This is a genomic window from Paenibacillus sp. EZ-K15, assembly GCF_002573715.1.
Taxonomy (GTDB): Bacteria; Bacillota; Bacilli; order Paenibacillales; family Paenibacillaceae; genus Paenibacillus_AQ.
In genome coordinates, this window is record NZ_PDHM01000021.1 from 358132 (window position 1) to 384543 (window position 26412).

Consider the following 26412-nt stretch of genomic DNA (forward strand, 5'->3'; position numbering starts at 1 on the left):
AGACGAGAAGGAGTGTGTTAACATGAAAAAACTAAGATTGATCGAACAAATTCATCATGCAGGTGTCGTCGCTGTCCTTCGCGGGGATTCCCCTGAAGAGGTTGTCGAGGTTGCCAAACGTGCGATTGAAGGCGGTATCAAGGTTATCGAAGTCACCATGACTGTACCGTTTGCTACCGAAGCCATTACGACGCTGGCCAAAATGTACTCCTCCAAAGATCCGCAAGCGGATAATTATGCCATTATCGGCGCAGGCACGGTTCTGGATGCCGAAACAGCCAGAATCACCATTCTTGCCGGCGCCGAATTTGTGGTCTCGCCCGGCTTCGACCGCGATACCATTTTGCTCAGTAATCGTTACCGCGTCCCGGTGATGCCGGGTGCCGTAACCGTTCATGATATCGTCGCCGCTCTTGAACTTGGCGTCGATGTCGTTAAGCTCTTCCCGGGGAATTTGTACTCCCCATCCGTCATTCCATCCCTGAAGGGTCCGCTCCCGCAAGCCAACATCATGCCAACCGGGGGCGTAAATTTGGACAATCTGCATGAATGGATCAAGGCCGGCGCGTTTGCGGTCGGGATCGGATCGGATCTAACCAAGGACGCGCTAAAGAATGGAGACTTCAGTCTGATTACAGAAAAGGCACGCGCTTATATCAACGCATTTAAAGAAGCTCATGCCCAAAGATAAAAAATGATGTACTGATTTGTTACACAGTTTTCGCCGAATATTGTTATTTTCATAAACAGACAAGCCTATCAAGAGTCGACTTGATAGGCTTGTCTGTTTATTTAATCCGTCTCTTTTTGAACCAACGCTTTTGCGTGAGCATTCCCGTCGTAAACCCGCCTGCTACTATTGTCAAAACGGAATACATGAAGGTGCTTCCCGACAGCAGGATGCCTCCGAAACCGATGATAACGACATCCATCAGCAAAATAATGACGCCTACATTTAACGGCAAATATTTTGCCAGGAAATGTGCCAACAGGTCCGTTCCGCCCGTGCTTGCATTGTTTCTAAGCATAAACCCAAGGCCGGCCCCGATCAAAGCCCCGCCCAGGGGCGCGCTTAGGATGACATGCGGGGCAAAAAATCGCAAAAAACCCGGTTGCAGCGGTGAAAGCAAATCGATGATAAATGAAGATATCAGCATGCCTGACAGACTATTGTAAAAGATTTCGCGATTTAATATCCAGGCTGCGATAAACATGGGAATGCTGCACAAAATGATGACGAATCCAATATGTAGATCAAACACATAGTTAGCAATCAGAGCAATGCCGATAACTCCACCGTCCAAAACTTTATGCGGGACAAGAAAAAAATTGGTCCCCATCGCGATCAGAAAACTGCCGATCACGATAATGACGTGTTTTCGAAATGACACCATTTCCCCATCTCCATTTATAAGGGCATGTCTTATTTATATGCTTGTCATTTCGGAAAATTGCGAACTTGCTGTCCCGCATTTGAAAAAAATTCCACCGGGTTCGATTCGGATGCTTTTCGCTTTTAATCTTTTACATAAATTAAACGCTCGGTCCGTGCCATCACCTTGGTCTTCATATATGGATAATTCTCATAACAATAATCCACAAAATACCCTGGCTTCTCTCCATTCCAAGGGAAAATATCGTAGTGCATCGGAATGGTCAGATCGAATCTCGATGCTGCGGCAAGCTCTGTGGCCTCCCGGAAGCCCATATTTCCAACGATCCCGTCATTCCGGCGGAAGGCATCTCCCCCGTTGATCGGCACCATCCCGATATCAATCGAATGCGCCTGTAATCTTTCAACCAGACCAGGATAAACGACCGTATCTCCTGCATGGTAGATCAACACGCCCTGGATATCCACCAGATATCCGACAAATCGGTGTCCAAACTGTTCATGCTCATCCAGGGTTTCATGGGCAGCCGGAATCGCCATCAGACGGAAGCCCTCAAACTGCTGCCATTGATCGCACACCGCCGCGAACAAGCGCTCCGGCGCGACACCAGCCTCTCTCATCGCTTCATGACAGCAAGCTGGTGCAACAAAGGCTGTCTCCGGATTCTGTTTGGCTATCACCGCAATCGTTCCCAGATCCATATGATCGTCATGCTCATGGGTGATTAGTACCATGTTCGCATTCGTGATATGCTCCGGCTTCAGCGGTGCAGGGAATGCGCGCTTAAATCCCGCTTTGCGTTCCAGATCTTCTGACATATAAGGGTCGATGTAAATGACAACCTCCCCACCTTTAAGGACAACGCTCTCCTGCCCCAGGAACCATACCGCTGCCATCCCTTCGGCTGTGGACGTCCGGTTGATTTCTTCGATAAGCTGTTCGGGACCTCGATGCTTGCTGTTCTGTTCCATCATCTCTATTATTTCTCCTTCCCTTTCACTATCATGACTAGATTATAACATGCGGTCATCTGTAGAAATGGCCCAACCGACAAAGAAAAAAACGAGTTTGGAGTAAGCAAAAATGCCCACTCCAAACTCGTTTTGTCTCATATATATGAATCCTAATTACGTTCAAGCGGCTTCTTCCATAGACCAAGCAGCATGCCTGATATCACCGCGCCAATAAGAACGGCCAGCAAGAACAGAAGCGCATGGTTGGCCAGAGCGGCAACAAAGATCCCCCCGTGAGGAGCAGGGACGTTGATGCTCCACAGCTGCGTCAACCCGCCGGCAACCGCCGAGCCGAGGATACAGGATGTCAGCACACGCAGCGGATCGGCTGCGGCAAACGGGATCGCGCCCTCCGTTATAAAGGAAAGGCCCATCACGTAGTTGGTCACGCCGGACTTTCGTTCCTGCTCCGTAAACTTATGCTTGAAGAACGTCGTTGCCAGCGCAATGGCGAGCGGAGGAACCATCCCGCCAGCCATAACCGCAGCCATCATGGCGCCGTTCGTGTTGCCGCTGGATGTAAATACGCCGATCGCAAATGCATAAGCCGCTTTATTAAAGGGACCGCCCATATCAATTGACATCATTCCACCCAGAATAAGACCGAGAATCACCGCGTTGCCGGTACCCAGATTGTTCAGAATACCAATCAGACCGAGATTGATCCAGCTGAAGAACGGATCAAACAGGTAGAACATGATGGTTCCGGTGACAAGGAGGCCGACAACCGGGTACAGCAGAATCGGCTTTAAGCCGTCAAGCGCTTTTGGCAGCCCGGCAAATGCTTTGCGCAGCAGGATCACCACATAACCCGCCAAGAAACCTGCCGCAAGTCCGCCTAGGAATCCCGAATTGGAATTGAGGGCCATCAGGCCTCCGACCATGCCGGGCATCAATGCCGGACGATCACCTATACTCAGCGCAATGAATCCCGCCAGAACCGGAATCAGGAAATGGAAGGCGCCGTCTCCCCCGCCAATCGTCTGCAGCAGCTGAAAGAGGGGATGATGTTCACCTGCAAGCTGCTCGATCAGGAAGGAGATAGCCAGAAGAATGCCGCCTCCCACGACGAATGGCAGCATATGCGAAATACCATTCATCAGGTCCTTATACACTTTAGTGCCAATACTGCCCTTCTCTTTCGCCTGCGACTCACCGCCGCCTTCGCTCCGGTAGATCGGCGCATCGCCGCTCATCGCCTTGCGAATCAGCTCCTCCGATTTGCGGATACCGTCGCTGACAGGTCGCTGGAGCACGGGCTTTCCGTTAAAGCGGGCCATTTCCACGTTTTTGTCGGCCGCAATGATGACGCCTGCAGCCCTGCGGATTTCCTCTTCCGTCAACACGTTTTGCGCACCTTCCGAGCCATTGGTCTCCACCCGGATTTCGACGCCCATTTCCTGGGCTTTCTTCTTCAGGGCATCTTCAGCCATAAATGTATGGGCAATACCGGTTGGGCACGCCGTTACGGCAACAACAAAAGCTTCCGAGGTTCCGGCAGGACCCTTCATAGGGTCAGATTGGGAAGTTATATCGGATTCCTGATGCTTCTCCGATTCCTTTTTTGCCGCTTCCCTTCTCTTGGCCGCTTCCTTCTCCGCTTTGGCAGCTTCTTCAATCTCCTGTTTCGAATCGAATAAAGCTGTTACTTCCCCGGGCGTCTTCGTATTCATCAATTGACCGATGAATTCCGCATCAATCAGCAGCCGCGATAGCGCAGCAAGCGTCCGGAGATGGGTATTCCCGGCTCCTTCCGGAGCAGCGATCATGAAGAACACATACGCCGCCTCTCCGTCCAACGCTTCGAAATCCACGCCCTGACTGCTCTTGGCAAACACAACGGTCGGTTCATTAACAGCTTTCGTCTTTGCGTGCGGCATCGCGATGCCGCCCCCAATCCCCGTACTGGATTCGGCTTCACGCTTCAGAATCATCTCTTTGAACAAGACCGGATCGTTGATCCGTCCGCTTGCTGCCAGGCTTGCGATCAATTCATCAATGGCTGCCTCCTTCGTGACCGCCTTTAGGTCCATGATCATCGTTTCTTGTATCATTAAATCCGTAATTTTCATGCTGGTTCACACTCCCTTGAAATCATCGTGATGACTACCACGCTATAGCCGCGTCATAACGCCGGATTCGATGTAAGGCGGCTTACCATTCCGTGATCCTAACCTGCGGAAGAAGTCGATCAATCGTTTCCCGCACAGCCAAATCGTCCGAGAACGCCGTCGCGCTTCCCGAGGCGACACCTGTCCGGAATGCCTCGATCGGATCCTTGCCCATCGCAAGCGTACCGACGAATCCGGCAATCATCGAATCGCCGGCCCCGACGGAATTACGGACTGTACCTGACGGTACGTTGGCATGATATACCCGATCAGTCGTGATAAACAAAGCCCCTTCGCCGGCCATGGAGATAAGGACATGCTGCGCTCCTTCCTCGAGCAGCTTTCGGCCGTACTCCACAAGCTTCTCGCTTGAGTCGATAACGACGCCGAATAACTCGGCCAGTTCGTGATGATTCGGCTTAACAAGGAGCGGCTTCCAGGCCAAAGCCTTCATCAGCGCCTCGCCGGTGGTGTCCATCACGAATTCGGCGCCGCTCTTCCGGCACGCTTCGATAAGACGGCCATAGAAGTCAGTTCCCAGCGAAGGCGGAACGCTGCCGGACAACACAACGATATCCCCTGCTTGAAGTCGTGACAGCTTATGAAGCAGCTCTTTCGTTTCTTCCTCGCGGATGATAGGACCCAGGCCGTTGATCTCGGTCTCGTCGCCATGCTTAAGTTTGACGTTGATGCGGGTATCGTCCGCGATATTTACGAAATCGGTGCGGATTCCTTCCTTGCCCAGCATCTCGTCTATATAACGACCGGTGAATCCGCCCAGGAAACCGATGGCCGTATTATCAGCTCCAAGCTGGTTCAGCACCCGCGATACATTAATTCCTTTCCCCCCCGGAAACTTCAAGTCCCGGGTCATTCTGTTCAATCCGCCAAGCTCGATATGCTCAACTTCCACGATATAATCGATGGAAGGATTCAGTGTAACCGTATATATCATCATGATCCCTCAATTATTTTGGTTTTCTGTGAGATGGCCTTCTTCCATGATTCCGGCAAGGGCTCTGTAATTAGCGTCGCTTCGTTCAGATCCAGCAATTTAGCGAAGGAAACCTCACCTATTTTGCTGGAATCCGCAAGGACATAACTGGAGGCGGACAGCTGATGGGCTCGCCGCTTAATCAAAGCTTCTTCCGGATCGGGCGTGGTGTAGCCCATCTCTACATCCACACCGTTCGTGCCCAAAAAGCAGCGGTCAAAGCGGAAGTTGTCCATATTTTGCAGCGCAATGCTTCCGATGACGGCTTTGGTATGAATTTTCATCATGCCGCCCAGTAGATAGCTTTTGATTCGTTTGCTTACCAGCGCTTCGATGTGGGATAAACCATTTGTAACAACCGTGACGTCCTTCGCATCGATGAACGGTATCATCGCCAGCGTGGTCGTTCCCGCATCGAGGTAAATGCTTTCTCCATCCTCCACCTGTGCGGCCGCTAAACGAGCAACGACATTTTTTTGTTGAATGTTTTTGAACGTTTTTTCCTCAATTCCAGGTTCCTGTATCTTAGGGCTCGGCAGAGCCGCTCCGCCATGAATGCGCTTTAATAATTGACGTTCTTCAAGGTCGATCAAATCACGCCTTACTGTTGATTCCGAAGCTTCAAGGAGTTCAACCAATTCCTGCAACTTCACGACGCCGCGTTCTTGCAAGCGCTCTAAAATGATTCGGTATCTTTCTTCCGTCAGCATAATGAATCCCCCCTCATTGCATATAGTACCATAACTATCTCGAAAAACAATCTAAAACTTTCAAAAACATTCATAATCATTCAGGAAATCCGAAAATCATTTACCATATAGGATCATTTTCATTCGCCATTTTTTGCTTGTTCATGACAGTTTACCCATTATCAAGCCGGCAAGTGTCGAAACATCACATAAACGTTTGTAACCTGCAGCCTCTACACTATATACTGGTAAATAGGAAACTCTCACAGTATAGAAGAGGTGACATGAATGGACCAATTGAAAGAAGCCTATGAGCGAATGGGTCTACCAGAGGATGCAACCAAGGAACAGCTCGACGACCGGTATACGCTGCTCATGCGCCAAACCCGCTCACATCAAAGGCGGGAGCCGGACCGGGCGGAGGAGTTCGAAGCCGAGTTTGCCGAAATCACCAAAGCCTATAAATTCATCCTTGAAGAAGAGAACCGTAAAGCTTTGGAAGAGATGAATCAGAAACGGTACGGCAAATATAAAAGGTTTGCCGGGACAGCGGAGAAAACCGATCATTTCTTCCGTTATTATAAATTTCATGTGCTCGGCGGTATTGCTCTAGTCGGCGTACTCATTTATATCGTGATCAGCATTTTCAACCATCAGGCCGAGAAAGAACGGTTGGCCAATCTGCCCCCGGTTGATCTGGAAGTCATGTTCCTCGGATCTTATATGAATCAGGATGGAGGACAAGACCTCAAACCGATCGAAGACGCGATTCTGGCGCAATTCCCCGATTGGAAACGCGTAACCGTTAACATTAACTATGTACCGCCTCTGGATTCCAACAATCCGCAGGATGCAGCCATGCTGCAAAAGGCACTGCTTGTACTGTCCACCGAGCGCCCGGACCTGTACATTATGGATCAGACTGCCTTTGATTGGGTTGGCAATCAAGGGATGGTTCGTCCGCTCGAAGCGGAGGTTGAAGGCGAGCTGAAAGAGCTGCTCAAGCCGGAGATGCTGGTAAAGGGAAAAAATGAGGAAGACGGTTCGGAGCATGTGTATGCCGTGGATATTATGGGCAGCGCGCTTGGCGAAGAACTGCCTGTCCTTAAGAAAGAAATGTTTGCGGGCATTCGTGAAGGCACGGAACGTGACGCAAATGCATTGCGCTTCATTAAGCAATATTTGGAGACGTCCAAGCAACAATAGATGCTCCCATCCATATGAATAACAAAAACAGCCTCGCTGCTTAGCCTTATGGCCAAACAGCCGAGGCTGTTTTTATGCGCATTATTGATTAACGATCGAGCTCAAGGATGTAAAGGCATGCGTGGCAAATCCTTCGGAAGGTTCACGGTGAGGGTTATTGACGCGGAAAATATAGCCCTGTCCGTCAATCTCATCCACAATGTACATCTTGGTCAGGCTCTCACCTTCGCCTATCATATACACGGACGCATCCTCCATGCCCTTATGCTTCTCATTGCCGCCAGCCTCACGAACTTTACCTGCCTCGGCAAGCTCTTTCTCCGCTTCCCGCTTGAGTTCATCCTCGTTATAATCCGAAGGCAGCTTCGTTATCTCGACATAATAATCTTGATCCACATTCATGGTCAGCTTGTTGGTCTTTGCATCAAAGGAAAAGATATCAAATATATACAGCGCGTAACCGTCGCCCTTGGCCAGTTTGGCTGTTTTGGTCTCTTTCATGCCCTCCAGCTCAAGTTCAAAATCTTTGGTTGCAGGCAGCTGCGCGTTCTCTGAATCCGTGCCCCCGCCTCCCTCTTCCACCGTCAGCTTGGTGAGGATCAGTTGTTTCAATTCCTCTTCGCCCTCAATAGGCTGCTCCCAATACTCATACGAGACGGACTCATCTCCCTGAAGTTTGGATATCACTTGGTCCATACCAGCGCCCAGACGGAACGCGGTAGGGCCATCTGCTGTTTCAATTTCAACGGAATTGTTATCGATTTGACCTACATAGGTACCAGTTCCCTGCTTAATCTCGTACTTCGGCTCTTCGACGGGTTCAACCGGTTCCTTGAAATTATCCTCTATTGGATTCGGATTAGCCGGCGGCTGAGAAGTTGGGTCTTCACCTCCGCATGCCGTTATCGCCATCAGCAGCATTGCAGCGGTCGTTAATGCGATCATTTTGCTCAAATGCCTTCGCTTAGCCATAAAACCACCTCCATTATGATTAACGGGAGCCCTGCGAAAATGTTGCACAATTCCCCTTTTTTGAGGCAAATCCAATGCTTCCGCGACTTCAACGACAAGAGCATTCCCTTTTCCCATCAAACAAGGTATTCTAGTAGTACAAGATTCAATTAGTTGATAAAGGGAGATGTTCATGTCTGGTAAAATTAGAATTTTTGCTGACAGTACTTGCGACTTACCACCTTCATGGATAGAAGAATATAATATCGGCATCGTTCCGCTCTACGTCGTATTCGGAGAACAATCTTTGCGCGACGGAGTCGACATTACACCGGAACAGCTATACGCCAAAGTCGATCAGATCGGCAGCCTGCCCAAAACAGCGGCACCTTCTCCGTCTGACTTCATTGCGGCCTTCACGCCTTCCATTGAACAAGGCGAGGATATCCTGTTCCTTAGCATTTCATCAGAGCTTTCCTCCACATACCAAAATGCGTTGATCGCAGCAGGTGAGCTGCCCGAGGGCCGGGTTACCGTGTTTGATTCACGCAATCTTTCCTCCGGCATCGGACTCCTTATCATGAAGGCTGTTCACGCGGCCAATGAAGGTTCTTCCATACCGCAAATTGTGGAGCTATTAAGCCATACCGTAAATGAAGTGGAGTGCGAATTCGTTGTCGATACGCTGGATTATTTATATAAAGGCGGACGCTGTTCCGGCATGCAAAACATCATTGGCAGCCTGCTGAAAATCCGCCCCGTTATCAAAGTCGTGGACGGCGGCATGATCCCCGCTTACAAGGTACGCGGCAAAAAAGAGAAGGCACTGGAGCAGATGATCCAAAATGCGCTGGCTCAAGTGGACAAAATGGACAATGATCTGATTGTTGTTGTACATACCATGGCCGAAGAGGAAGCCCGCTTCCTGCAGAAGCAGCTGCAGGAGAAAACAGGCGCACGGCAGGTTAGCATTTCTACGGCGGGTTGCGTCATTTGCAGCCACTGCGGTCCTCAAACCGTCGGACTCATGTATACCAAGAAGCCTTCATAATATCCTTCATTCGAAAAAGACAGTCCTGCTATTATAACGCTCTGCTGCAGGACTGTCTTTTCTGTACTCATGCCTCCAACCGTGCGCTTAGGACCTTATTAAACGGGCTGCCTATTGGCTAAACATGCCATCCTAGACTAAAGTCTAGGTGAAACATTCCCCGAAGGACCGAGGACATCCCCATCCATAACATGGTATTCTTGGATTAATCAATCTACAAAAGGAAAGGAACGAAGTTTGTATGACAAAACGTACAATCTTGGCACCGCTGCTCATCCTGCTCGGCGCATACTTACTCTTAAACCAAGGCGGATCGGTAGGCGCCGGTTCCATCTTCGCCACATTCTGGCCTACCTTGTTCGTGATCCCGTTAGGCCTGTTTTTTCACTGGATGTACTTCTCGCTGGTTGGACGACAGGGTATCGGACTGTTAATACCGGGCGGCATTCTGCTCACAGCCGGTATTGTCAGCCAAATCGCTTCCTTGTTCGACTCGTGGGGTTCCATGTGGCCCGGCTTTATCCTGGCCGTTGCGGCAGGGCTGTTCGAGTTCTACTGGTTCGGATCGCGTAATAAGTGGCTGCTCATCCCGATTAACATTCTGACCGTATTGTCGCTGCTGTTCTTCGTGGTATTCTCAATCGGACCTGTGCTGAATTACCTGTCCGTCGTGCAGCCTGTCATCGCCGTGCTGCTTGTGCTTGGCGGAGCTTGGCTGATGCTCGGACGGAAGAGACACGGTTAAGCATCCGCTGCACTCAACCGTTAACAACGCATAAAGGCACTCCGAAGGTTGGTTAACCTTTGGAGTGCCTTTATGTTATGGATTCCCTGCGTTTGCATCAAGAAGAGGCAGCGGCAGCTAAGGTTTCACTGCTTTGAAACAGATGATGAACGCTGCGGATATAACGGACGGTTCTCGTGCCGGAGTACATCATGACGGAATGCGTTTCGGCCCGCTGACCTGGCATATACTTCACGCCGCGCAGGAAATCGCCAGCTGTCACGCCGGTAGCCACGAATAATACGCCTTCGCGGCCTACCATATCCTCCATCGTCAGCAGCTGCTCGGGATGCTTCAACCCCATGTCCTGACATCTGATAAAATCCTCCGGTGTCTCCGGTATGAGCCGTCCCTGGATTTCTCCGCCCAGGCATTTCAAAGCGGCGGCAGCGAGAACGCCTTCCGGAGCCCCTCCGGAGCCCACATAGAGATCGACTTCACTGTCGGTGCAGGTCTCGATCGCTCCCATGACATCTCCGTGGCTCAACAGTTTAATCCTTACCCCGGACTCTCGCAAAGCCTTGATCATCGCGCTGTGTCGCTCACGATCGAGAATGGATACCGTCATCTCCGACAGCGGCATTGATAGGATCTCCGATGCTTTTCGAAGGGTTACCTCAATCGGATCATTCAAACTCAGCTTGCCCGCAAGCTCGGGTCCAACCGCGAGCTTATGCATATAAATATCGGGTGCATGCAGAAGGGTTCCGCGGGGAGCTGCCGCAATCACGGACAACGCGTTATTCAGCCCGCTGGCCACCGTTTCCGTTCCTTCGAGCGGATCCACCGCTACGTCCATCTTCGGACCTTTGCGGTTCCCTACGCGCTCTCCAATATACAGCATGGGCGCTTCATCCATCTCGCCTTCACCTATGACAACGACCCCATCCATCGCTGCGGAATCAAAATGCTTGCGCATGGCAACCGTCGCGGCTTCATCAGCACTGTTCTTGTCACCTCTTCCTGTCCACCGGGCGGATTGCAGCGCCGCTTCCTCCGTCACTCTTACAAGCTCCAATGCTAATGAACTCTCCATGAATGAATCCCTCCTTTAATACCGATGCAACTTATTTCAAATAATTCATGATCAGTCCTGCGGATTCCTCAATCGCCTTGTCAGTAACATCAATGACGGGACATCCGAGCTCCGCATACAGCGACAACGCATAATCCAGTTCCTCTTGTATCCGCTCAAGGGATGCATACTGCACCTGGTGCGGCAATCCCATGACCTTTAAGCGCTCGCTGCGGATTTTGAGCAGATGCTTCGGTTCGATCGTAAGTCCGATAATCGTGCCGTCCGTTACTTCTCTAAGCTGTGAAGGGGGCGACATCTCCGGTACAATCGGGAAATTGACCGTTTTGTAGCCTTTATGAGCGAGAAACATCGATAACGGCGTCTTTGAGATTCGGGATACGCCCAGCAATATGATGTCCGCCTTCAAAATGGCGCTAACGTCCTTGCCATCATCATATTGGACAGCGAATTCCATCGCGTCGACCCTCCGGAAATAGCTGTCGTCCAAGCGATGCAGCAGCCCCGGCAGCCGTTTGGGATAATCGTTGAACGTATCGGCAAATGCCTGCATCATCGGCCCCATAATATCCACCGTACGAATGTTGAGCCTTACGGCTTCCTCCCGCATTACCTCGCGAAGCTCCGGCTGCACGAGCGTGTAAGCCACAAAGCCTCCGCGCCGCGCCACCTCCTCCATCAATTCGGTCAATTCATCCTCGTCGCGAACGTTCATATAACGTTTAATCTCTGTATTCGGAAGCTCGAACTGGCGTAACGTAGCTTGCACAACCGCTTCAGCCGTCTCCCCAATGGAGTCCGAACAGATTGCTATGAAATGAGTGATTGCCTGATTCATCCGATTCCTCCCATTATTCCTCGGCCACCATGTCGAGCAGCATTTTGATAATATTCGTTTTTGTAATCCGACCCACAACCTTCCAGTGTTCCCCCGGATTCCCCGTGGTGGATGGAACAACAACCGGCAGGCTATCGATTTGATGATTGATGATTTTTCGCGCGGCATCCAGCACCGTATCTTCCGGCTGCACGGTTGTCACGTTAGCCCGGCGGGTCATAATCAGGCTTACCGGCATGGAGGATGCCGTTGGGTTGCCAAGCGTTACCTTAAGCAAATCCTTGCGGGACACAATCCCGGCCAGATGGCCGTCGGCATCGGTAACGATCAGATTCCCCACGTTCTCCAGAAACAAGGATACAACGGCTTCATGAATCGTCGTGGTCTCACGCACAATAACCGGAACACCGTGCAGATCGCCAACCTTCATTTTGAGCAGGCGAAACTTCTCCTCCCGGTCGCGCGTACCCCGCTTTCCCAGGAAGTACCCTACCTTTGGCTTAGCATCAATATAATCCAGAACCACCAGTTTGGATAAATCGGTACGAAGGGTGGCTCGGCTGACATTCAGCATCTCCGCAATCTGATCTCCTGTAATCGGTGCATGTTTTTTTACGATATCGACGATATCCTGCTGCCTTGTCGTCAGTTCGATAGTGATCCCTCCTGCGTGCATTTCCTCTACTTGCCGATATAATACGTCATATATAATATATATGCAACATATTTTCGTCCAAAAATACATAATTAGGTATCAATCATTTTTTTAATGCCCATCAAAAAAGGTTATAAATCCACTAAAAAAGCATGCTTCAGGAAAGTTTCCTCCCCATAAGCATGCTTTGTGTTTGTATTTACTTTTCATCTAACCATTATCAATTGTTTAATCTTGAGGGTCTGTGCCTTTGCATTCTCCTTTACCGCAAAATCCATAAATGATCTTCACTCCGTCGGTTGGAATCGTGTCCACCATTTCATCACATCTGGAGCATATAATCAGGCCCCATTCCTCGTTTGCCTTGCCTTTCGCTGCCTCCGGACTTGTTAACGCTTTCATAACATTTCCTCCTTATGTTTTTTCACTTTGCTGCAAGGCAGTTTACGCTTTGTTATCAAGGGGGTAACTCGATTCGCACATCCTGCTAAAGACCAGACCAACCGTTTCGCTAACATACATCCCTTTATTTTCCACTATATTCTTAATGTATTGGGTAAGAAATGAAGATATGAGTAAATTATGATAATGAAACAAAAAACATGTTGAGTAATATTTATGTCATCATGTTTCATGTGTGGAGCATAGGGGATACCCTTAATTTGGCATGATATGATAATATATACTTCAGATTTAATAGAAATTGACATTATAGACGGAGGGTTTGGATTGAAGAACACATGGCAGCTCATTAAGAAAGGAAACACCTCATCCGCGATAGCGGCACTGGGCAACACGGGACTGGCCATAATCAAGGGGATTGCAGCGTCCGTTAGCGGCAGCGGTACGATGTTTGCATCCGCCATGCACTCGGTGGCCGATGCCGTAAACCAAGGGTTTGTATTCGTAGGCAGCGTGCTGGCCGAGCGGAAGCCGACCAAGAAGTTCCCCACCGGATTCGGCAGGGTCATTAATCTGGTCTGTATGGTCGCGGTGATCGTGGTTACCATCATGGCCTACGAAACGATACTGAAAGGTTTCAAGCTGTTAAAACATCCGGAAGAAGCCACGAATTTCTGGCTTAATTTTATTGTGCTGGCCATTGCCGTTATCATTGACGGTTCCATATTGGTTAAAGCCATGAAAGAGATTATGAAGGAAACCCGCGTTCAAGCATCCGGCCTTGCTTTGCTGCCCGCCGCTTTCAAAAATGCCGGCCGCGCTGCTCCGCCTACACGCCTTGTGTTCTATGAAGACATCGTGGCTACGCTTGGCGCCCTCTTTGCTCTGGTTGCCATTATATTCGCATATTTCTTTAACTTCCTCATCCTGGATGGAATCGCCACAATCCTGATCGGCTGTCTGATGGTAGGCGTTGCCTTTAAGGTCGGATATGACAATATGGTCGGCTTAATCGGAGTCGCCGCTCCGAATGAAGTGGAGGAGAAGATCTCCCAGATCATTCTCGGCGATCCGGATGTCCGCGATATCAATCGTCTTCGCATCCTGCAGGAAGGCCGCAACTATCATGTGGAGGCCTACATTGAACTGAAGAAAGGGATGACCCTGGCCGAGGCCGGCCATTCCAAAATGAGAATCAACGCCCTGCTGACCCAGGATACGAACATCTCGGACGTGACCTTGGGCATCCTGGAGGACGATGGAATCAAGCTCTGGAATCCGAGCGAGGATCTGAATCATCCAAGTCAATGAGGAAGAGGCATACCTCAGGGTCCGATTGGACCTGGGGCATGCCTCTTTTTTATACGACTCTTACTGATTGCGCTTCAGGAATTCGACCATCCGCGCATAAGCGATTTTTTCGTTGGCCTTCTTCGTAATGCCATGACCCTCGTCTTCGAACACGAGATATTCCACGTCACGACCCTTCACCCTCAAAGCTTCGACAATTTGGTCAGACTCCTCTTTGACGACACGCGGATCGTTAGCCCCTTGGATGATCAGCATCGGGTTCACCATATCATCCAGGTACGTAATCGGCGAATCCTTGATAAAGCGTTCTTTATCCCGTTCCGGATCGCCTATCCAGCGTTCCATAATCGGCTTCCAGTGCTCGGGTACCGAGTTGTAGAAGGTAAACAGGTTGCTGACCCCGACAATATCAATGGCCGCTTTGAAATACTCCGGATTACGCCCTGCCAGCAGCAGAGTCATATAACCGCCGTAGCTTCCGCCCATCACGAAGAGCTTCTCGCGGCTCGAGATGCCTTGCTCAAACAGCCAATCCATGCCTGCCAAGCAGTCCTTGCGCGGTCCCTCGCCCCAATCCTGCTCCACCAATTTCACGAAGGAGCTGCCGTAACCCGTGCTTCCCCGGAAGTTCGGACAAAAGATGTGATACCCTTTGGCCAGGATATACTGGAACATGGAACGGAACTGCTTGCGTTCCGAGGCTTGCGGGCCGCCATGCGGCCAAAATACCGTATAACCATTCGCCACATGGTCTTTGGCGCGGAACAGGAGCGCCTCAATCTCCATTCCGTCAAAAGAGGGATACGTTACAACTTCCGGTGTCACCATGTCCTCGTCGGTTAATCCTGTCAGGACGTTCTTCGTGATCATGCTCCATGCACCGCCGGCGTAACGGTAAATATTAAGCGGCTTCACGGCGCCGCGGGCCAGCAGGTACAGATTGCCGGACTTCGTCACGTTCAGCTGCTCCACGATATCCGATGGAAGAGGAATGGCGGTTAACTCACCGCTGTCGAGCGAATAGGCATACAGTCGATCCTCCACCCCTTTTTCCGTGACGATATAGAGAGTCCGTGAATCCTTATGGTAGCGCAAGAGCTGGATGCTCTCCCGGTCGATGCGGCACAGCGGTTCAAACTTCTGCTGAGGAATGTCGTAAGTGGCTACATATGAAAATTCCGATTCGTAATCCGTTGCAAAAATGACCTGGTCATTGCTGGCGAACAGCACATCACCCGAGATATGCACCTGTTCAGGAGAAGGTGTCAAGCACAACGGCTCTTCGCCTTCACGCTTCACGTAACTGACATAGTAGGTGTTGGCATACATTTGGGTATACGCGATGGTTTTCTCGTCGGGACTGACAGCACACATTTCGGTTGACGTAACCTGGCCTTCAAGCAGCAGCTGATCCTCTTTGGTATCCAGATGGTATATACGCGAGTTCAGAAAGGATGGATTGTCTTTCGACGTAACGTAATATAAGCGCTTGCCGTCCTCTGACAGATGTACGAAATAATGTTTGTCATCCGCATCAGCCTCTTCAAACAAAGGCATCGGTTCACCACCATTCCAAGGCAGCGCATGAAACTGATAATTCTCATTCCCGTCACGGTCAAACGCCGTTAAGATATGTCGCCCTTCCGGGTCCAGCTTGATAAAACTTGCAATCTGGTCATTGTATGTAAGCGGATAAGGATAGGACGTCTCCCCTTCTAACTCCATGGCCCATAAATTAAACTTTCCGTTCAGGCTGCTGCTGAACACGAGCCGTGACTCGTCTGCGCTGATTCCGAAGGTACGAATGCCATACGTTTGAAAAAATTGCTCCACATCGGGTTTAGGAAATTCGATCATTCCATTGCCTCCCTGACCTTATTTTATTATCCATCGGTTAATAAATGGAGAAGTTTGCCAACCACTGGATTAATCCCATTATAACGCAAAGCTTTCCAAGGGGCATCGTTACATAGTCTGGCAGATGGCTACGACTGTGGATCGAGATGAGGCACTTTTTGACCTAAGGCCAGTCTGTGCGTTTGCCATCATCCGTTCACGGATTCCCTCTTCAGCCCGCATATCTGCACCAAGATTCCATATAAATGATAAGAACCATGTTTTTAATAACGAAGGGGGGATTCTCGTGCACCAAGACGAGATCGCGGAACTGGAACGTTCCATTGCGGAGATTACCGAGATCGCTACAGGCTTTGGCCTTGATTTTTACCCTATGCGATATGAGATCTGCCCGGCAGACATCATATACACCTTCGGTGCCTACGGCATGCCTACCCGGTTCAGCCACTGGAGCTTCGGAAAAACCTTCAATAAAATGAAGATGCAGTACGACTTCGGCCTTAGCAAAATCTACGAGCTCGTGATCAACTCCAATCCGTGTTATGCGTTTCTCCTGGACGGCAACTCCCTGATTCAGAATAAACTCATAGTCGCCCATGTCCTTGCACACTGCGATTTCTTTAAAAACAACGCCCGCTTCTCCGTCTCCAACCGTAATATGGTCGAGAGCATGTCGGCTACTGCCGAGCGCATCTCCCGTTATGAGATCGAACATGGCACGGAGGCGGTTGAGCAGTTTATTGACGCCGTGCTAGCGATTCAAGAGCATGTGGATCCGCATATCATAAGACCGGATAAACTTGATAAGCAGCGGTACACCGCACGGAGGATGAAGGAGCAGAAGGAGGAAGCCAAGCGGCAGAAGCCTCCGGGCCGGTACGACGATTTATGGGATATGGACGAAGACGGTGAAGGCAAAGCCGACAAATCGCCGGCGTCACCCAAACGCTTCCCGCCCGAGCCGGAGAAAGACATCATGTGGTTCATTCAGGAGCACTCCGACATTCTGGAGGATTGGCAGCGGGACATTATGAGCATGCTGCGGGAGGAGATGCTGTACTTCTGGCCGCAGATGGAAACCAAAATCATGAACGAGGGCTGGGCTTCGTACTGGCATCAGCGTATTCTGCGAGAGATGGACCTAACCAGCGAGGAAACGGTGGAATTTGCCAAGCTTAACGCCTCGGTCGTGCAGCCGTCACGCCACAGCCTGAACCCTTACTATCTCGGGCTAAAAATCTTCGAGGATATCGAACGTCGCTGGGATCGGGAGAAGATGTTTGATGTCCGCGAATACGACTCCGATATCTCCTTCCTGCGTAATTATTTGACAAAGGAATTGGTGGAGGATCTGGACCTGTATGTCTTTGAGAAAAAAGGTCCGGAGTGGAAAATCACCGACAAGGCGTGGGAAAATATCCGCGATCAGCTGGTCGTCTCCCGCGTAAACGGCGGCTCCCCGTTTCTCGTAGTGACCGATGGCGATCATCTCCGCTCCGGCGAGCTGATGATCAAGCATCTGTACGAAGGTATTGAGCTTGACCTGAAGTATATGGAGCGCACCATCCCCTATGTTTACCGGCTCTGGGGCAAACCCGTGCATCTGCACAGCATGATCGAGGGCAAACCGATCCTGTTCTCCTACGACGGCAAGAAGCTCCATCGGCGATTTATTTAACACACGCAATGCTTGAAGAACAATGTGGCGCCATATAACAAACAGCACCCGCACATGAGGGAATTCTCCTCAACGCGGGTGCTGCTGTTGTTTACAGATATCATTAATCTATTCGCTTCTTAGGTCCCTGTTATACGCTTACCTTCTCGGATATGGTTCCCTCTTGGACATCGTGCTTCTGAACATCATATTCATGTTGAAGCGATTCCAAATCATCGGCCAGCTTTTCCATCATTTTCACAAAAGCAGCCAATTCCTGTGAGCTAGCCGCCTGATTACGTGCGTTCATGGACGTTTTTTTCGATTCCTGCTCCACAAGACCCAGCTTGCGAATAATGCCGCTAACCTTGTCCTGAATCTCATCCATCGCCTTCTTGGAGTTGGTGGCCAGCTTTCGGACTTCCCCGGCAACCACCTCGAAGCCTCTGCCTAATTCCCCGGCATGAGCAGCCTCAATCGCCGCATTCAGACCGAGCAGGTGGCTCTGATCCGAGATTTCCCTGATCAAGCTTCCCATCTGCTCAATATGCAGAATTTCTTCGCCCAGCTCGGAAGTCAGTGTATGCGCTTTATCCTGTGCCTCTGCTGTTTTGATTGCATTGTCTGCCATTAACGCCGCGCTTTGATCCAGCTCCACGATCATGGCCGTCAATTCTTGAACTGCATTTGTAATCGCTTCCAACATCCTTTGTTGATCCGATACCAAATTGCTGATTTTCTCTTTCTCTTTCATTTCGTAAGCTTCCAGGACGAGCTGGGAGTCCAAATTAAACATCTTGCTCAGCGTATGCACCACTTGGATCCACTGATCCGGTACGATTTGCTTCAGTAAATCTGTGGCGATGTCCAGATAAACCATGTAACTACCAAGGTAATAGTCTGTTTTCAGGCCGATTCTGGAGTGAACTTGTCCGATCTTAATCCGTTCGGCAATATAAGCATCATCTACTCTCCCTGACGCAAGTGACATCCAATATACCCGCTGAGTCTCCTTAAGCCGTTCAACGGTCGAGGTACGCTCGATAATCTGCATCAGCTGCGGCTGCGTCCCGATCTGCGCGTAAAACCGGTTAACGACCTCTTCAACCACCTTCGCAAACACGTCACGATGTTTAGCCAGCAGTTCCAACCCTTGTTCATCCAATCCGATATACTCCAACTGTTGGCGTCTTTTCGGGGAAACATCAATCATTTCGAAAAATCCACTCCTAAATAACGTGATCCATATCACAGGTTCAAGTACTTAGGGTCCATTATAGACTATATTTACCACCTAGACATAATTCTAAAGTCCTAATTATGTGTATATTTGCACCTCCTAACCGGGCTATTTCATCCCGAAGCATGAGAAACCACCCTAACTTCTTAGGTGGCTTCTCATGGCATTCCATTATTCTATCGGGTATTACCGATTCAATAGGCTGCCCACATAACGCAGCAGCTCGTTCGCACATACCGGGCAGTACCCATGCTCCTCGATCAGTCTGGAGCTAACCTCGTTGATCCGTTTCAACTGCACGGCATCCGGCGTTTTGGTCGAGGTTGTAATCTTGACGATATCCTTCAGGTCGGTGAACAGCTTCTTCTCAATCGCCTCGCGCAGGCGCTCATGATTGTGATACTCGAACTTTTTACCCTTCCGGGAATAAGCCGAGATGCGAATCATGATCTCCTCCCGAAAAGCCTTCTTCGCGTTTTCCGAGACGCCGATCTGCTCCTCGATCGAACGCATCAATCTTTCGTCCGGATCCATCTCTTCATCCGTTAACGGATCGCGGATTTTCGTCCAGTTGCAGAATGCTTCGATGTTATCCAAATAATTCTCGAACAGCGTCTTGGCAGACTCCTCGAAGGAATACACAAAGGCCTTCTGGACTTCCTTCTTCGCCAGATCATCATACTCCTTGCGTGCGGCGGCAATAAAATTCAGATAGCGCTCCCGCTCCTCCTTGGCAATCGAAGCATGCTGATCCAGCCCATCCTTGATCGCCCGCAGCATATCCAGCGCGTTAATGCACTGAAGGTCCTGCTTAATCAAAGCACTGGATATCCGGTTAATGACATATCGCGGATCAATCCCGGACATGCCTTCTTCCAAATATTCATTCTGCATCTCTTTCAGGTCCGCTTCTTTATATCCTTCGACTTCCACCCCGTCGTACATGCGCATCTTCTTGATCAGATCCATCCCTTGCTTCTTCGTTTCCTTCAGGCGCGTCAAAACGGAGAATATCGCGGCAGAACGAAGCGCATGCGGCGCGATATGGATATGCTTCATATCGCTTTGGCCGATCAGCTTCGAGTAGATCTTCTCCTCGTCACTGACTCTCAGGTTATAAGGAATCGGCATAACAATCATCCGGGATTGCAGCGCCTCGTTTTTCTTATTGGCAATGAATGCTTTATACTCGGATTCGTTGGTATGAGCCACGATCAGCTCATCCGCGCTTATTAGCGCGAACCGGCCCGCTTTAAAGTTCCCTTCCTGGGTCAAGGAGAGCAAATTCCACAGAAATTTCTCGTCGCATTTCAGCATCTCCTGGAATTCCATCAAACCGCGGTTCGCTTTGTTTAACTCACCATCAAAGCGATAGGCACGCGGATCCGACTCCGAGCCGTATTCCGTGATGGTGGAGAAATCGATGCTGCCGGTTAAATCGGCAATATCCTGCGACTTGGGATCGGACGGACTGAATGTGCCGATGCCGACGCGGTTATCTTCGGAGATTAATACCCGCTCGACTTCAACCTGTTCGATATCTCCGCCGTATTCGGTTTTAAGGCGGAGCTGGCAAGCCGGGCACAAATTGCCCTCGATTCGGACGCCAAGCTCCTTCTCGATTTCAGGTCTTAACTCCAGTGGAATCAGATGCAGCGGCTCCTCCTGCATCGGGCAGCCGGATATCGCATATATGGCCCCACGATCGGTACGGGAATGCTTCTCCAGGCCGCGCTTCAGCAGCGTGACTAGCGTGGATTTCCCGCCGCTGACGGGCCCCATAAGCAGCAGTATGCGTTTACGTACATCTAGTCTGCGGGCCGCGGAATGGAAATATTCCTCAACGAGTTTCTCAACAGCTCGGTCGAGACCGAAGATTTCCTGTTCAAAAAACTTATATTTTTTCTGACCCCCGCTCTCTTCGAAACCGTAGGATTCGATCATGTCATATACACGGGCATGTGCCGTCATGGCTGGAGAGGGATCCTTCTTAAGTATTTCAATGTATTCCCTAAATGTGCCGCTCCACGCCAAACGGTCGCCTTCTGCCCGATATGATGCTATGCGTTCGAAAATATCCATTTCGCTACCTCCTATGAGTCTGTTTATGGGGATTGGCTTCCATTCCACAGCGTCATTAGAAAACATTCCATTTTCGAAAAAGTGTATTACATACCTATGCGACTTACTTGGAATAGTTGACCTTATTTTCGAAGTCATGCGCATGCAATTTTATCTAACCACCGGTCCATTCTACACTCGGGTACGCCACGCGAGCCGTCCCCATGCTATACTGAAATTACATTAACTTGACATTAAAGCATCTTTCGAATAAAAGGAGAGTCATCATGGCGATAAAGCATGAAGCCGAGCTGTACGCTCCCCTGAAGGCCTTTTTTGAATTGAACGGATATGAAGTGAAGGGCGAGGTACGCAATTGCGATCTTGTCGGTATGAAAGAGGGCGCCGATGAACCGCTGATTGTGGAGCTGAAAAAAACATTCAATCTGGCCCTTCTGCTCCAAGGCATCGAGCGTTTGAAGCTGACTCCTTACGTTTACCTAGCCGTTGAGAAGAGCCGGGCGAAGAAAGGAGCGGTCAATCAGCGCTGGGCGGAGCTGACGGGGCTTTGCGGACGATTGGGACTGGGACTCATTACGGTCACCTTCTATAAAACCAAAGTGCCCTTCATCGAGGTGCTCTGTGAGCCGGAAATGGCGGTACAGAAGGGAAGGACCGCCATCAGACGCAAGGAACGCCTGTTGTATGAATTTCGTGAGCGCAGCGGCGATTACAACACAGGTGGGGTAACGAGAGCCAAGCTGGTTACCGCTTATCGCGAGAAGACGCTGCGCGTGGCTGCTGCCATGAATGCGGCGGAAGTGGAGCAGCGGAGCTCGCGTGAATTACAGGAGGGGCATGAGCTTCAAGAAGGGACTGCCCCTGCGATGCTGCCCGGTATTTCTCCCGCGGCTGTGCGGGATCGAAGCGGCGTTGGATCAGCGGCTGACATTCTGCAGCGCAATTACTACGGCTGGTTCCGTCGGGTGAGCCGCGGACGCTACGTGCTGACACCGGCCGGCGTACAGGCCCTGGCAGACTATGCTACCGTATTGAAATCATAAATTCTGGATGCAGACCTTCGAACAAATAAATATTCGCCCATGAAAAAAAAGCTGCTGATTCTCTTCCGAACCTGAAATCAGGCTCCATCAGCAGCTTTGCTATGTTATACACGATTCGTAAAAAGAAACCTTCCATGTCTAATTCCGGGCTGTAAATTCCATTACGGCCTCGCTGATGAGATTCATGCCCAGCAGCAGCTCATCCCGCCCCGGATGCGTAAAATTCAGCCGGATACACTCACGGGTATGATCAGCTGCCGAGCACATCGAGCCTGGCAGGAAAGCGGCTCCTTTTAATAGAGTAGCTCTTAGGAGCGCATCCCCATTCAAGCCTGGAGGCAGCTGTACCCAGAGAAACATCCCCCCGGCAGGCACTGCATACTTCGAATCCTTCCATGCGCTGCGTTTCAGCAGCTCCACCATCAGCTTGAGCCTCGTTGCGTATTCCCGATTGAGCATGCCGATATGATCTTCCAGCTTAAAATGCTTCGATTCCAGCAGATGGTGCAGCATCCGCTGGTTCAGCATGCTGGATTGCCAGTCGGCCATCTGCTTCACAGCCGTCATCATCTCAATCAAGCGCCGGTTCCCGGCAGCCCATCCCGTACGCAGCGCCGGCGCAACGGTTTTACTGAACGAGCCCACATACAGAACATGTCCTCCCTGCGGCTCCTCAAGTGAGAAGATGGAAGGAATTCGGGGCTTCGGATTCTTGGGATCCACAAAATAAAGATCACCGTAAGAATCATCCTCCACGATAAGAAGTCCGTGTGAGATACACAGCTCCAGCACCTGCTTACGCCGCTCCAAACTCCACATCACGCCTGTCGGATTGGTAAAATTGGGCGCAGCCATAAGCAGCTTCGGCTTGTGCTGCCGGATCATGGTCTCCAGGTGCTCCGGCAGCATCCCGTCTTGATCTCCCTCCACAGGCACGATGACCGCACCTTGGAGGCGCAGCACCTGGAGCAGTCCTGGTGAGGTTGGATTCTCCACCAGTACCGGGTCGCCCGGGTCCACATACACCCTGACCAGCAAATCGATGGCCTGCTGGGTGCCCGTTGTCAGCAAAATATGCTGAGGCAGGACACTCAGGCCTTTACGCCGGGAAAAGTCCTCGCTCAGCCACTCGCGCAGCGGCCCATACCCTTCTGCCTCACCGTACTGCAAGGCAAGCGGGTCCTCGGAGAGCACCGATGTCGCCGCTTCTGCCAGTGAATGCAAAGGAAACAACTCTTCGGCCGGCAGCTCTTCTGCCAAGGAAATAAAAGAATCCCGCTTCGCAAGTTCCCTGATATCGCGCAGCGGGGATGACAAAAGGGTCTGTGCACGGGAAGCAAAGGAAAACTGCATGGAAGTCCCTCCTCTAACCGTTATCAAAACCTCGGTTTTGTATTCAGGAGCCTCTTAACAACCTCTAAAAGGTATTCCTGATATTTATATATTATAACCTTAATCCTGCATTAGGCATAAATTTGCCGGCCTTGGCGGGTGTAGAGGGCATATTTCTCGATCGCCTGCGCACGAGTGGATACCCCGAGCTTCACATAGATTTTGCGGAGGTAATTGTCAATTGAGCGGCGGCTTACCTGAATTTCCATGGCGATTTTGTCGTATGTAATGCCCTGGACGATCCGTTCCATTATAAAAGCCTCCGTCTCGGAAAGCTGGAGTCCGCCTTCGTTCATTGCAGAGGCCGTTAACGGCCAGATGCCTTGCCTTACCCAGTCGAGCGGAAGCGAGGCAACGCCTTCCCGGAGTCCGGTAATCATATGTATGAGTTGAAAAGTGGATGCCTGCTTGGACAATAGGCCGCTTGCACCGCGGCTGATCAAGGATTGCAGCAAAGGAAGGCCATCATTGTCGGTCATAATGACGACATGGGTCTTAGGGGACAGCTGCTTCATCTGCTCCAATACGGCTTCCGAGGTATGTTCCGACAAATGATAATCCAATAGTACCAAGTCAGGAAGCAAATCCCCGACCATTCGAAGCCCTTCTGAATCCGAGGATGTCATTCCCTCAACGAGCAGATCCTGCTGCTCTTCCAAAATCAATTTTGTTCCCAGCATGCTTGTAGGTTGACTGCCGACGATAACTACCCGCCAAACCTGATTCATTTTCTAATAGACCTCCTGTATCAGCAAACTTGAATCTCTAGTATCTCTATTAAGTAAGCGCCGTCAATTTCTTACATATCCGGTATTGCGAATCTCCGTTGTTTGCAGATATGGATAGACGCAATTCGGAGCCGTTATTCGTGTAGAAATAAGGTTAATTAATCCTATAGGCGCAGGGCCTTTGACGGTATGCATGGCGAATGTCTTATATGTATCCTGTTTGATAATCAAATCTATACAGATTGTATCCCACTCTATCTTTCTAGGCAATCTATTTTTCATAAAAACAAGTGCTATTAGTTCGTCTTTGCGAAAGTAATCCTGACATGTTAGAATGAAATTTGGAAAAAATGATAGTTTTTGAGGGGTGATGAAATGCCAATGTTGGAGCAGGAACACAATACCCCCTATAAATCCCGTGAGGAAGTGCAGCAAAAGGGGCCATCCACCAAATGGTTCTGGGTATTTTGGATTGTTCTCATCGGGCTGGGTACCACCGCAGCCTACCTATATAGCAATCACTTGAAAGAGCAAGTCGTGGTGCAGCTGCAGCAGGATACGCGCCAGGAGATGGCGGCATTCAAAGCGGAGTACGACCAAAGGTTTAACGAGCTGGTTCAGGAAATGGACGAGATGCAGAGCAAGGTTCAGTCGTTTAATGAGCTGCTGACCTTTACCAAGGATCAGGCTAGCGGCAAAACGGACAACAGCAACAAGCTGTACAGTCAGCTAAGCCAAGTTGAGAAACAGCTGAAAGAGCTGGAACGCAAGATGGAGCTGCTGAAGTGAGAACACTGAAGTATATCCGTCCCAAGCAGTTAAACCGTACATTTATGCTGGCCATTGCACCTTTTATCGGAATGCTGCTATGTATGTGGTTAATTACGGAACCGCCGCGCCTGTCGCACGAAACCGCGGAGTACATACCATCCGGCAGCATATCGGAACAGTCCGCCGTGATCAAACAGGATTTGGATCAAGCCGCCGTCTATGCGGAACAGACGATATCCTCCATTGAAAAAACGGCCAAGCTCTATCGGCAAACGACCGCCACGGTAGGAACCATTCTGCAAACAGCGGAAGCACAAGCTTCACGCCCGGAGCAAATCTATAATCGCCGGATCACAACCAAACTGGGTGCCCCTATTGAAACGGTCAACAGTGACCGGATTCGAATTGAGTTATACAAGATCAACCCGGGTACTTACCACGGATATGCGATGAAGGTCAAATTGAAGGATCCTTCCGCGATGAAGATGTCGCTAGGGGGCGAAAGCGGCAGACCCGGGTCCGTAGAAACCACCATGCGTGCCGTAAGCCGGCATGGTGCGGTTGCAGGGATTAATGCCGGTGGATACGCTGACGGGAACGGGGGCAGACATCCGCTGAGCACGACCTATTATGATGGCAAATACGTCTCGGGGTTTCAACCGAGCTTTAAGGATCTTGCCTTTGTCGGCATGAGCAAATCCGGCAAGCTGATCGGTGGCAAGTTCTACAGCCAGAGCGAGCTTGACCGGCTTGATCCCATGTTCGGTGCTACCTTTGTACCCGTGCTGCTCCAAAACGGCAGCAAAACAGCAATTCCCGAGAAATGGAGAACGACCCCCGGCCGGGCACCGCGTACCGTCATCGGCAATTACAAGGACGATCAGCTGCTCATCCTGGTTACCGAAGGATATGACGAGAAGGGCAAATCGGGAGCCACGCTGCAAGAGCTGCAGAACAAGCTTAAAAATTTGGGCGTGATTGACGCTTATAATCTCGATGGCGGCGGGTCCGCATCCCTAATCCTAAACGGCCGAGTCGTGAACAAACCGTCGGACGGAAATCTGCGCCCGGTACCCACGCACTTCTTATTTTTCAAATGATAGAATCGGCACTCATATTCTCGTTTATTTTTTGGCTCAAGGTGGTTATAATAAGGTTAGCTTAGCAGGAGGTGGCAAGAATGTCGTTCTCATTAACATTTTGGATC

General features: G+C 50.4%; 24 protein-coding genes. 9 read left to right on the top strand and 15 right to left on the bottom strand.

The window, feature by feature from the left end; all coding sequences use genetic code 11:
* Positions 1-22: 22 nt before the first annotated feature.
* The gene (locus CRG97_RS25685; RefSeq protein ID WP_098748515.1) at positions 23-691 is read left to right on the top strand and encodes a bifunctional 2-keto-4-hydroxyglutarate aldolase/2-keto-3-deoxy-6-phosphogluconate aldolase; all 669 of its coding nucleotides are present in this window, start codon (positions 23-25) and stop codon (positions 689-691) included.
* 97 nt (positions 692-788) lie between these two features.
* Here CRG97_RS25685 and CRG97_RS25690 read toward each other — a convergent pair whose 3' ends face one another.
* From CRG97_RS25690 to CRG97_RS25710, 5 genes are all read right to left on the bottom strand, one after another.
* On the bottom strand, positions 789-1394 hold the full coding sequence (locus CRG97_RS25690) for a YitT family protein (protein ID WP_098748516.1): 606 nt from the start codon (positions 1392-1394) through the stop codon (positions 789-791).
* Positions 1395-1516: 122 nt separating this feature from the next.
* Positions 1517-2368: an MBL fold metallo-hydrolase gene (locus tag CRG97_RS25695; protein ID WP_098748517.1), complete on the bottom strand. Its 852-nt coding sequence runs from the start codon at positions 2366-2368 to the stop codon at positions 1517-1519.
* A gap of 149 nt (positions 2369-2517) precedes the next feature.
* Complete coding sequence (locus CRG97_RS25700; protein WP_098748518.1) at positions 2518-4479, bottom strand: PTS fructose transporter subunit IIABC; 1962 nt, start codon at positions 4477-4479, stop codon at positions 2518-2520.
* Positions 4480-4561: 82 nt separating this feature from the next.
* Positions 4562-5473 carry a 1-phosphofructokinase gene (gene pfkB / locus CRG97_RS25705; protein WP_098748673.1) on the bottom strand — a complete coding sequence of 304 codons (912 nt, stop codon included), beginning with the start codon at positions 5471-5473 and terminating at the stop codon, positions 4562-4564.
* Entirely contained in the window at positions 5473-6222 is a 750-nt protein-coding gene (locus tag CRG97_RS25710) for a DeoR/GlpR family DNA-binding transcription regulator (RefSeq protein WP_076324436.1), read from the bottom strand. Before CRG97_RS25710 ends, pfkB begins: the two co-directional genes overlap by 1 nt.
* 267 nt (positions 6223-6489) lie before the next feature.
* On the opposite strand from CRG97_RS25710, the gene CRG97_RS25715 reads away from it, so the two are divergent.
* Positions 6490-7407, top strand: a complete 918-nt coding sequence (locus CRG97_RS25715; protein WP_098748519.1) for a molecular chaperone DnaJ — start codon at positions 6490-6492, stop codon at positions 7405-7407.
* Between the two features lie 81 nt (positions 7408-7488).
* On the opposite strand, the gene CRG97_RS25720 is transcribed toward CRG97_RS25715, so the two are convergent.
* Positions 7489-8379, bottom strand: coding sequence for a hypothetical protein (locus CRG97_RS25720; RefSeq protein ID WP_098748520.1), 891 nt, complete (start codon positions 8377-8379; stop codon positions 7489-7491).
* Between the two features lie 172 nt (positions 8380-8551).
* Here CRG97_RS25720 and CRG97_RS25725 point away from each other — a divergent pair, with 172 nt between their 5' ends.
* Together CRG97_RS25725 and CRG97_RS25730 are read left to right on the top strand one after the other, a co-directional pair.
* The gene (locus CRG97_RS25725) at positions 8552-9409 is read left to right on the top strand and encodes a DegV family protein (protein WP_098748521.1); all 858 of its coding nucleotides are present in this window, start codon (positions 8552-8554) and stop codon (positions 9407-9409) included.
* Between the two features lie 241 nt (positions 9410-9650).
* On the top strand, positions 9651-10154 hold the full coding sequence (locus CRG97_RS25730) for a hypothetical protein (protein ID WP_076324440.1): 504 nt from the start codon (positions 9651-9653) through the stop codon (positions 10152-10154).
* A 97-nt stretch (positions 10155-10251) separates the two neighbouring features.
* On the opposite strand, the gene glpX is transcribed toward CRG97_RS25730, so the two are convergent.
* The 4 genes from glpX to CRG97_RS25750 all read right to left on the bottom strand — a co-directional run bounded on the left by glpX (position 10252) and on the right by CRG97_RS25750 (position 13124).
* A complete protein-coding gene (gene glpX / locus CRG97_RS25735; RefSeq protein WP_098748522.1) occupies positions 10252-11229 on the bottom strand; it encodes a class II fructose-bisphosphatase in 978 nt (325 codons plus the stop codon).
* Positions 11230-11260: 31 nt separating this feature from the next.
* Entirely contained in the window at positions 11261-12067 is an 807-nt protein-coding gene (locus CRG97_RS25740) for a pyruvate, water dikinase regulatory protein (protein WP_098748523.1), read from the bottom strand.
* Between the two features lie 13 nt (positions 12068-12080).
* Positions 12081-12743, bottom strand: coding sequence for a helix-turn-helix transcriptional regulator (locus CRG97_RS25745; protein WP_009595798.1), 663 nt, complete (start codon positions 12741-12743; stop codon positions 12081-12083).
* A 207-nt stretch (positions 12744-12950) separates the two neighbouring features.
* Complete coding sequence (locus tag CRG97_RS25750; protein WP_076324443.1) at positions 12951-13124, bottom strand: GapA-binding peptide SR1P; 174 nt, start codon at positions 13122-13124, stop codon at positions 12951-12953.
* 327 nt (positions 13125-13451) lie between these two features.
* On the opposite strand from CRG97_RS25750, the gene CRG97_RS25755 reads away from it, so the two are divergent.
* Positions 13452-14435, top strand: a complete 984-nt coding sequence (locus tag CRG97_RS25755) for a cation diffusion facilitator family transporter (RefSeq protein ID WP_098748524.1) — start codon at positions 13452-13454, stop codon at positions 14433-14435.
* Between the two features lie 60 nt (positions 14436-14495).
* Here CRG97_RS25755 and CRG97_RS25760 read toward each other — a convergent pair whose 3' ends face one another.
* Complete coding sequence (locus tag CRG97_RS25760; RefSeq protein WP_098748525.1) at positions 14496-16292, bottom strand: S9 family peptidase; 1797 nt, start codon at positions 16290-16292, stop codon at positions 14496-14498.
* A 286-nt stretch (positions 16293-16578) separates the two neighbouring features.
* Between CRG97_RS25760 and CRG97_RS25765 the strand changes: the two genes are divergently transcribed.
* Entirely contained in the window at positions 16579-17970 is a 1392-nt protein-coding gene (locus CRG97_RS25765) for a SpoVR family protein (protein ID WP_098748526.1), read from the top strand.
* A gap of 130 nt (positions 17971-18100) precedes the next feature.
* On the opposite strand, the gene CRG97_RS25770 is transcribed toward CRG97_RS25765, so the two are convergent.
* Positions 18101-19162, bottom strand: a complete 1062-nt coding sequence (locus CRG97_RS25770) for a globin-coupled sensor protein (RefSeq protein ID WP_098748527.1) — start codon at positions 19160-19162, stop codon at positions 18101-18103.
* Between the two features lie 213 nt (positions 19163-19375).
* Positions 19376-21271, bottom strand: a complete 1896-nt coding sequence (locus tag CRG97_RS25775; RefSeq protein WP_098748528.1) for a PrkA family serine protein kinase — start codon at positions 21269-21271, stop codon at positions 19376-19378.
* A gap of 266 nt (positions 21272-21537) precedes the next feature.
* Here CRG97_RS25775 and CRG97_RS25780 point away from each other — a divergent pair, with 266 nt between their 5' ends.
* On the top strand, positions 21538-22314 hold the full coding sequence (locus CRG97_RS25780) for a DUF2161 family putative PD-(D/E)XK-type phosphodiesterase (RefSeq protein ID WP_098748529.1): 777 nt from the start codon (positions 21538-21540) through the stop codon (positions 22312-22314).
* Positions 22315-22452: 138 nt separating this feature from the next.
* Here CRG97_RS25780 and CRG97_RS25785 read toward each other — a convergent pair whose 3' ends face one another.
* Positions 22453-23667 (bottom strand): aminotransferase-like domain-containing protein, encoded by a 1215-nt coding sequence (locus CRG97_RS25785; protein WP_098748530.1) that lies wholly within the window; start codon positions 23665-23667, stop codon positions 22453-22455.
* A gap of 110 nt (positions 23668-23777) precedes the next feature.
* Positions 23778-24434: a DNA-binding response regulator gene (locus tag CRG97_RS25790; RefSeq protein ID WP_076324451.1), complete on the bottom strand. Its 657-nt coding sequence runs from the start codon at positions 24432-24434 to the stop codon at positions 23778-23780.
* A gap of 381 nt (positions 24435-24815) precedes the next feature.
* Between CRG97_RS25790 and CRG97_RS25800 the strand changes: the two genes are divergently transcribed.
* Together CRG97_RS25800 and CRG97_RS25805 are read left to right on the top strand one after the other, a co-directional pair.
* Complete coding sequence (locus tag CRG97_RS25800; RefSeq protein ID WP_098748532.1) at positions 24816-25223, top strand: hypothetical protein; 408 nt, start codon at positions 24816-24818, stop codon at positions 25221-25223.
* A complete protein-coding gene (locus CRG97_RS25805) occupies positions 25220-26305 on the top strand; it encodes a phosphodiester glycosidase family protein (protein WP_098748533.1) in 1086 nt (361 codons plus the stop codon). The genes CRG97_RS25800 and CRG97_RS25805 overlap by 4 nt, the downstream gene beginning before the upstream one ends.
* The last annotated feature ends 107 nt before the right edge of the window (positions 26306-26412 follow it).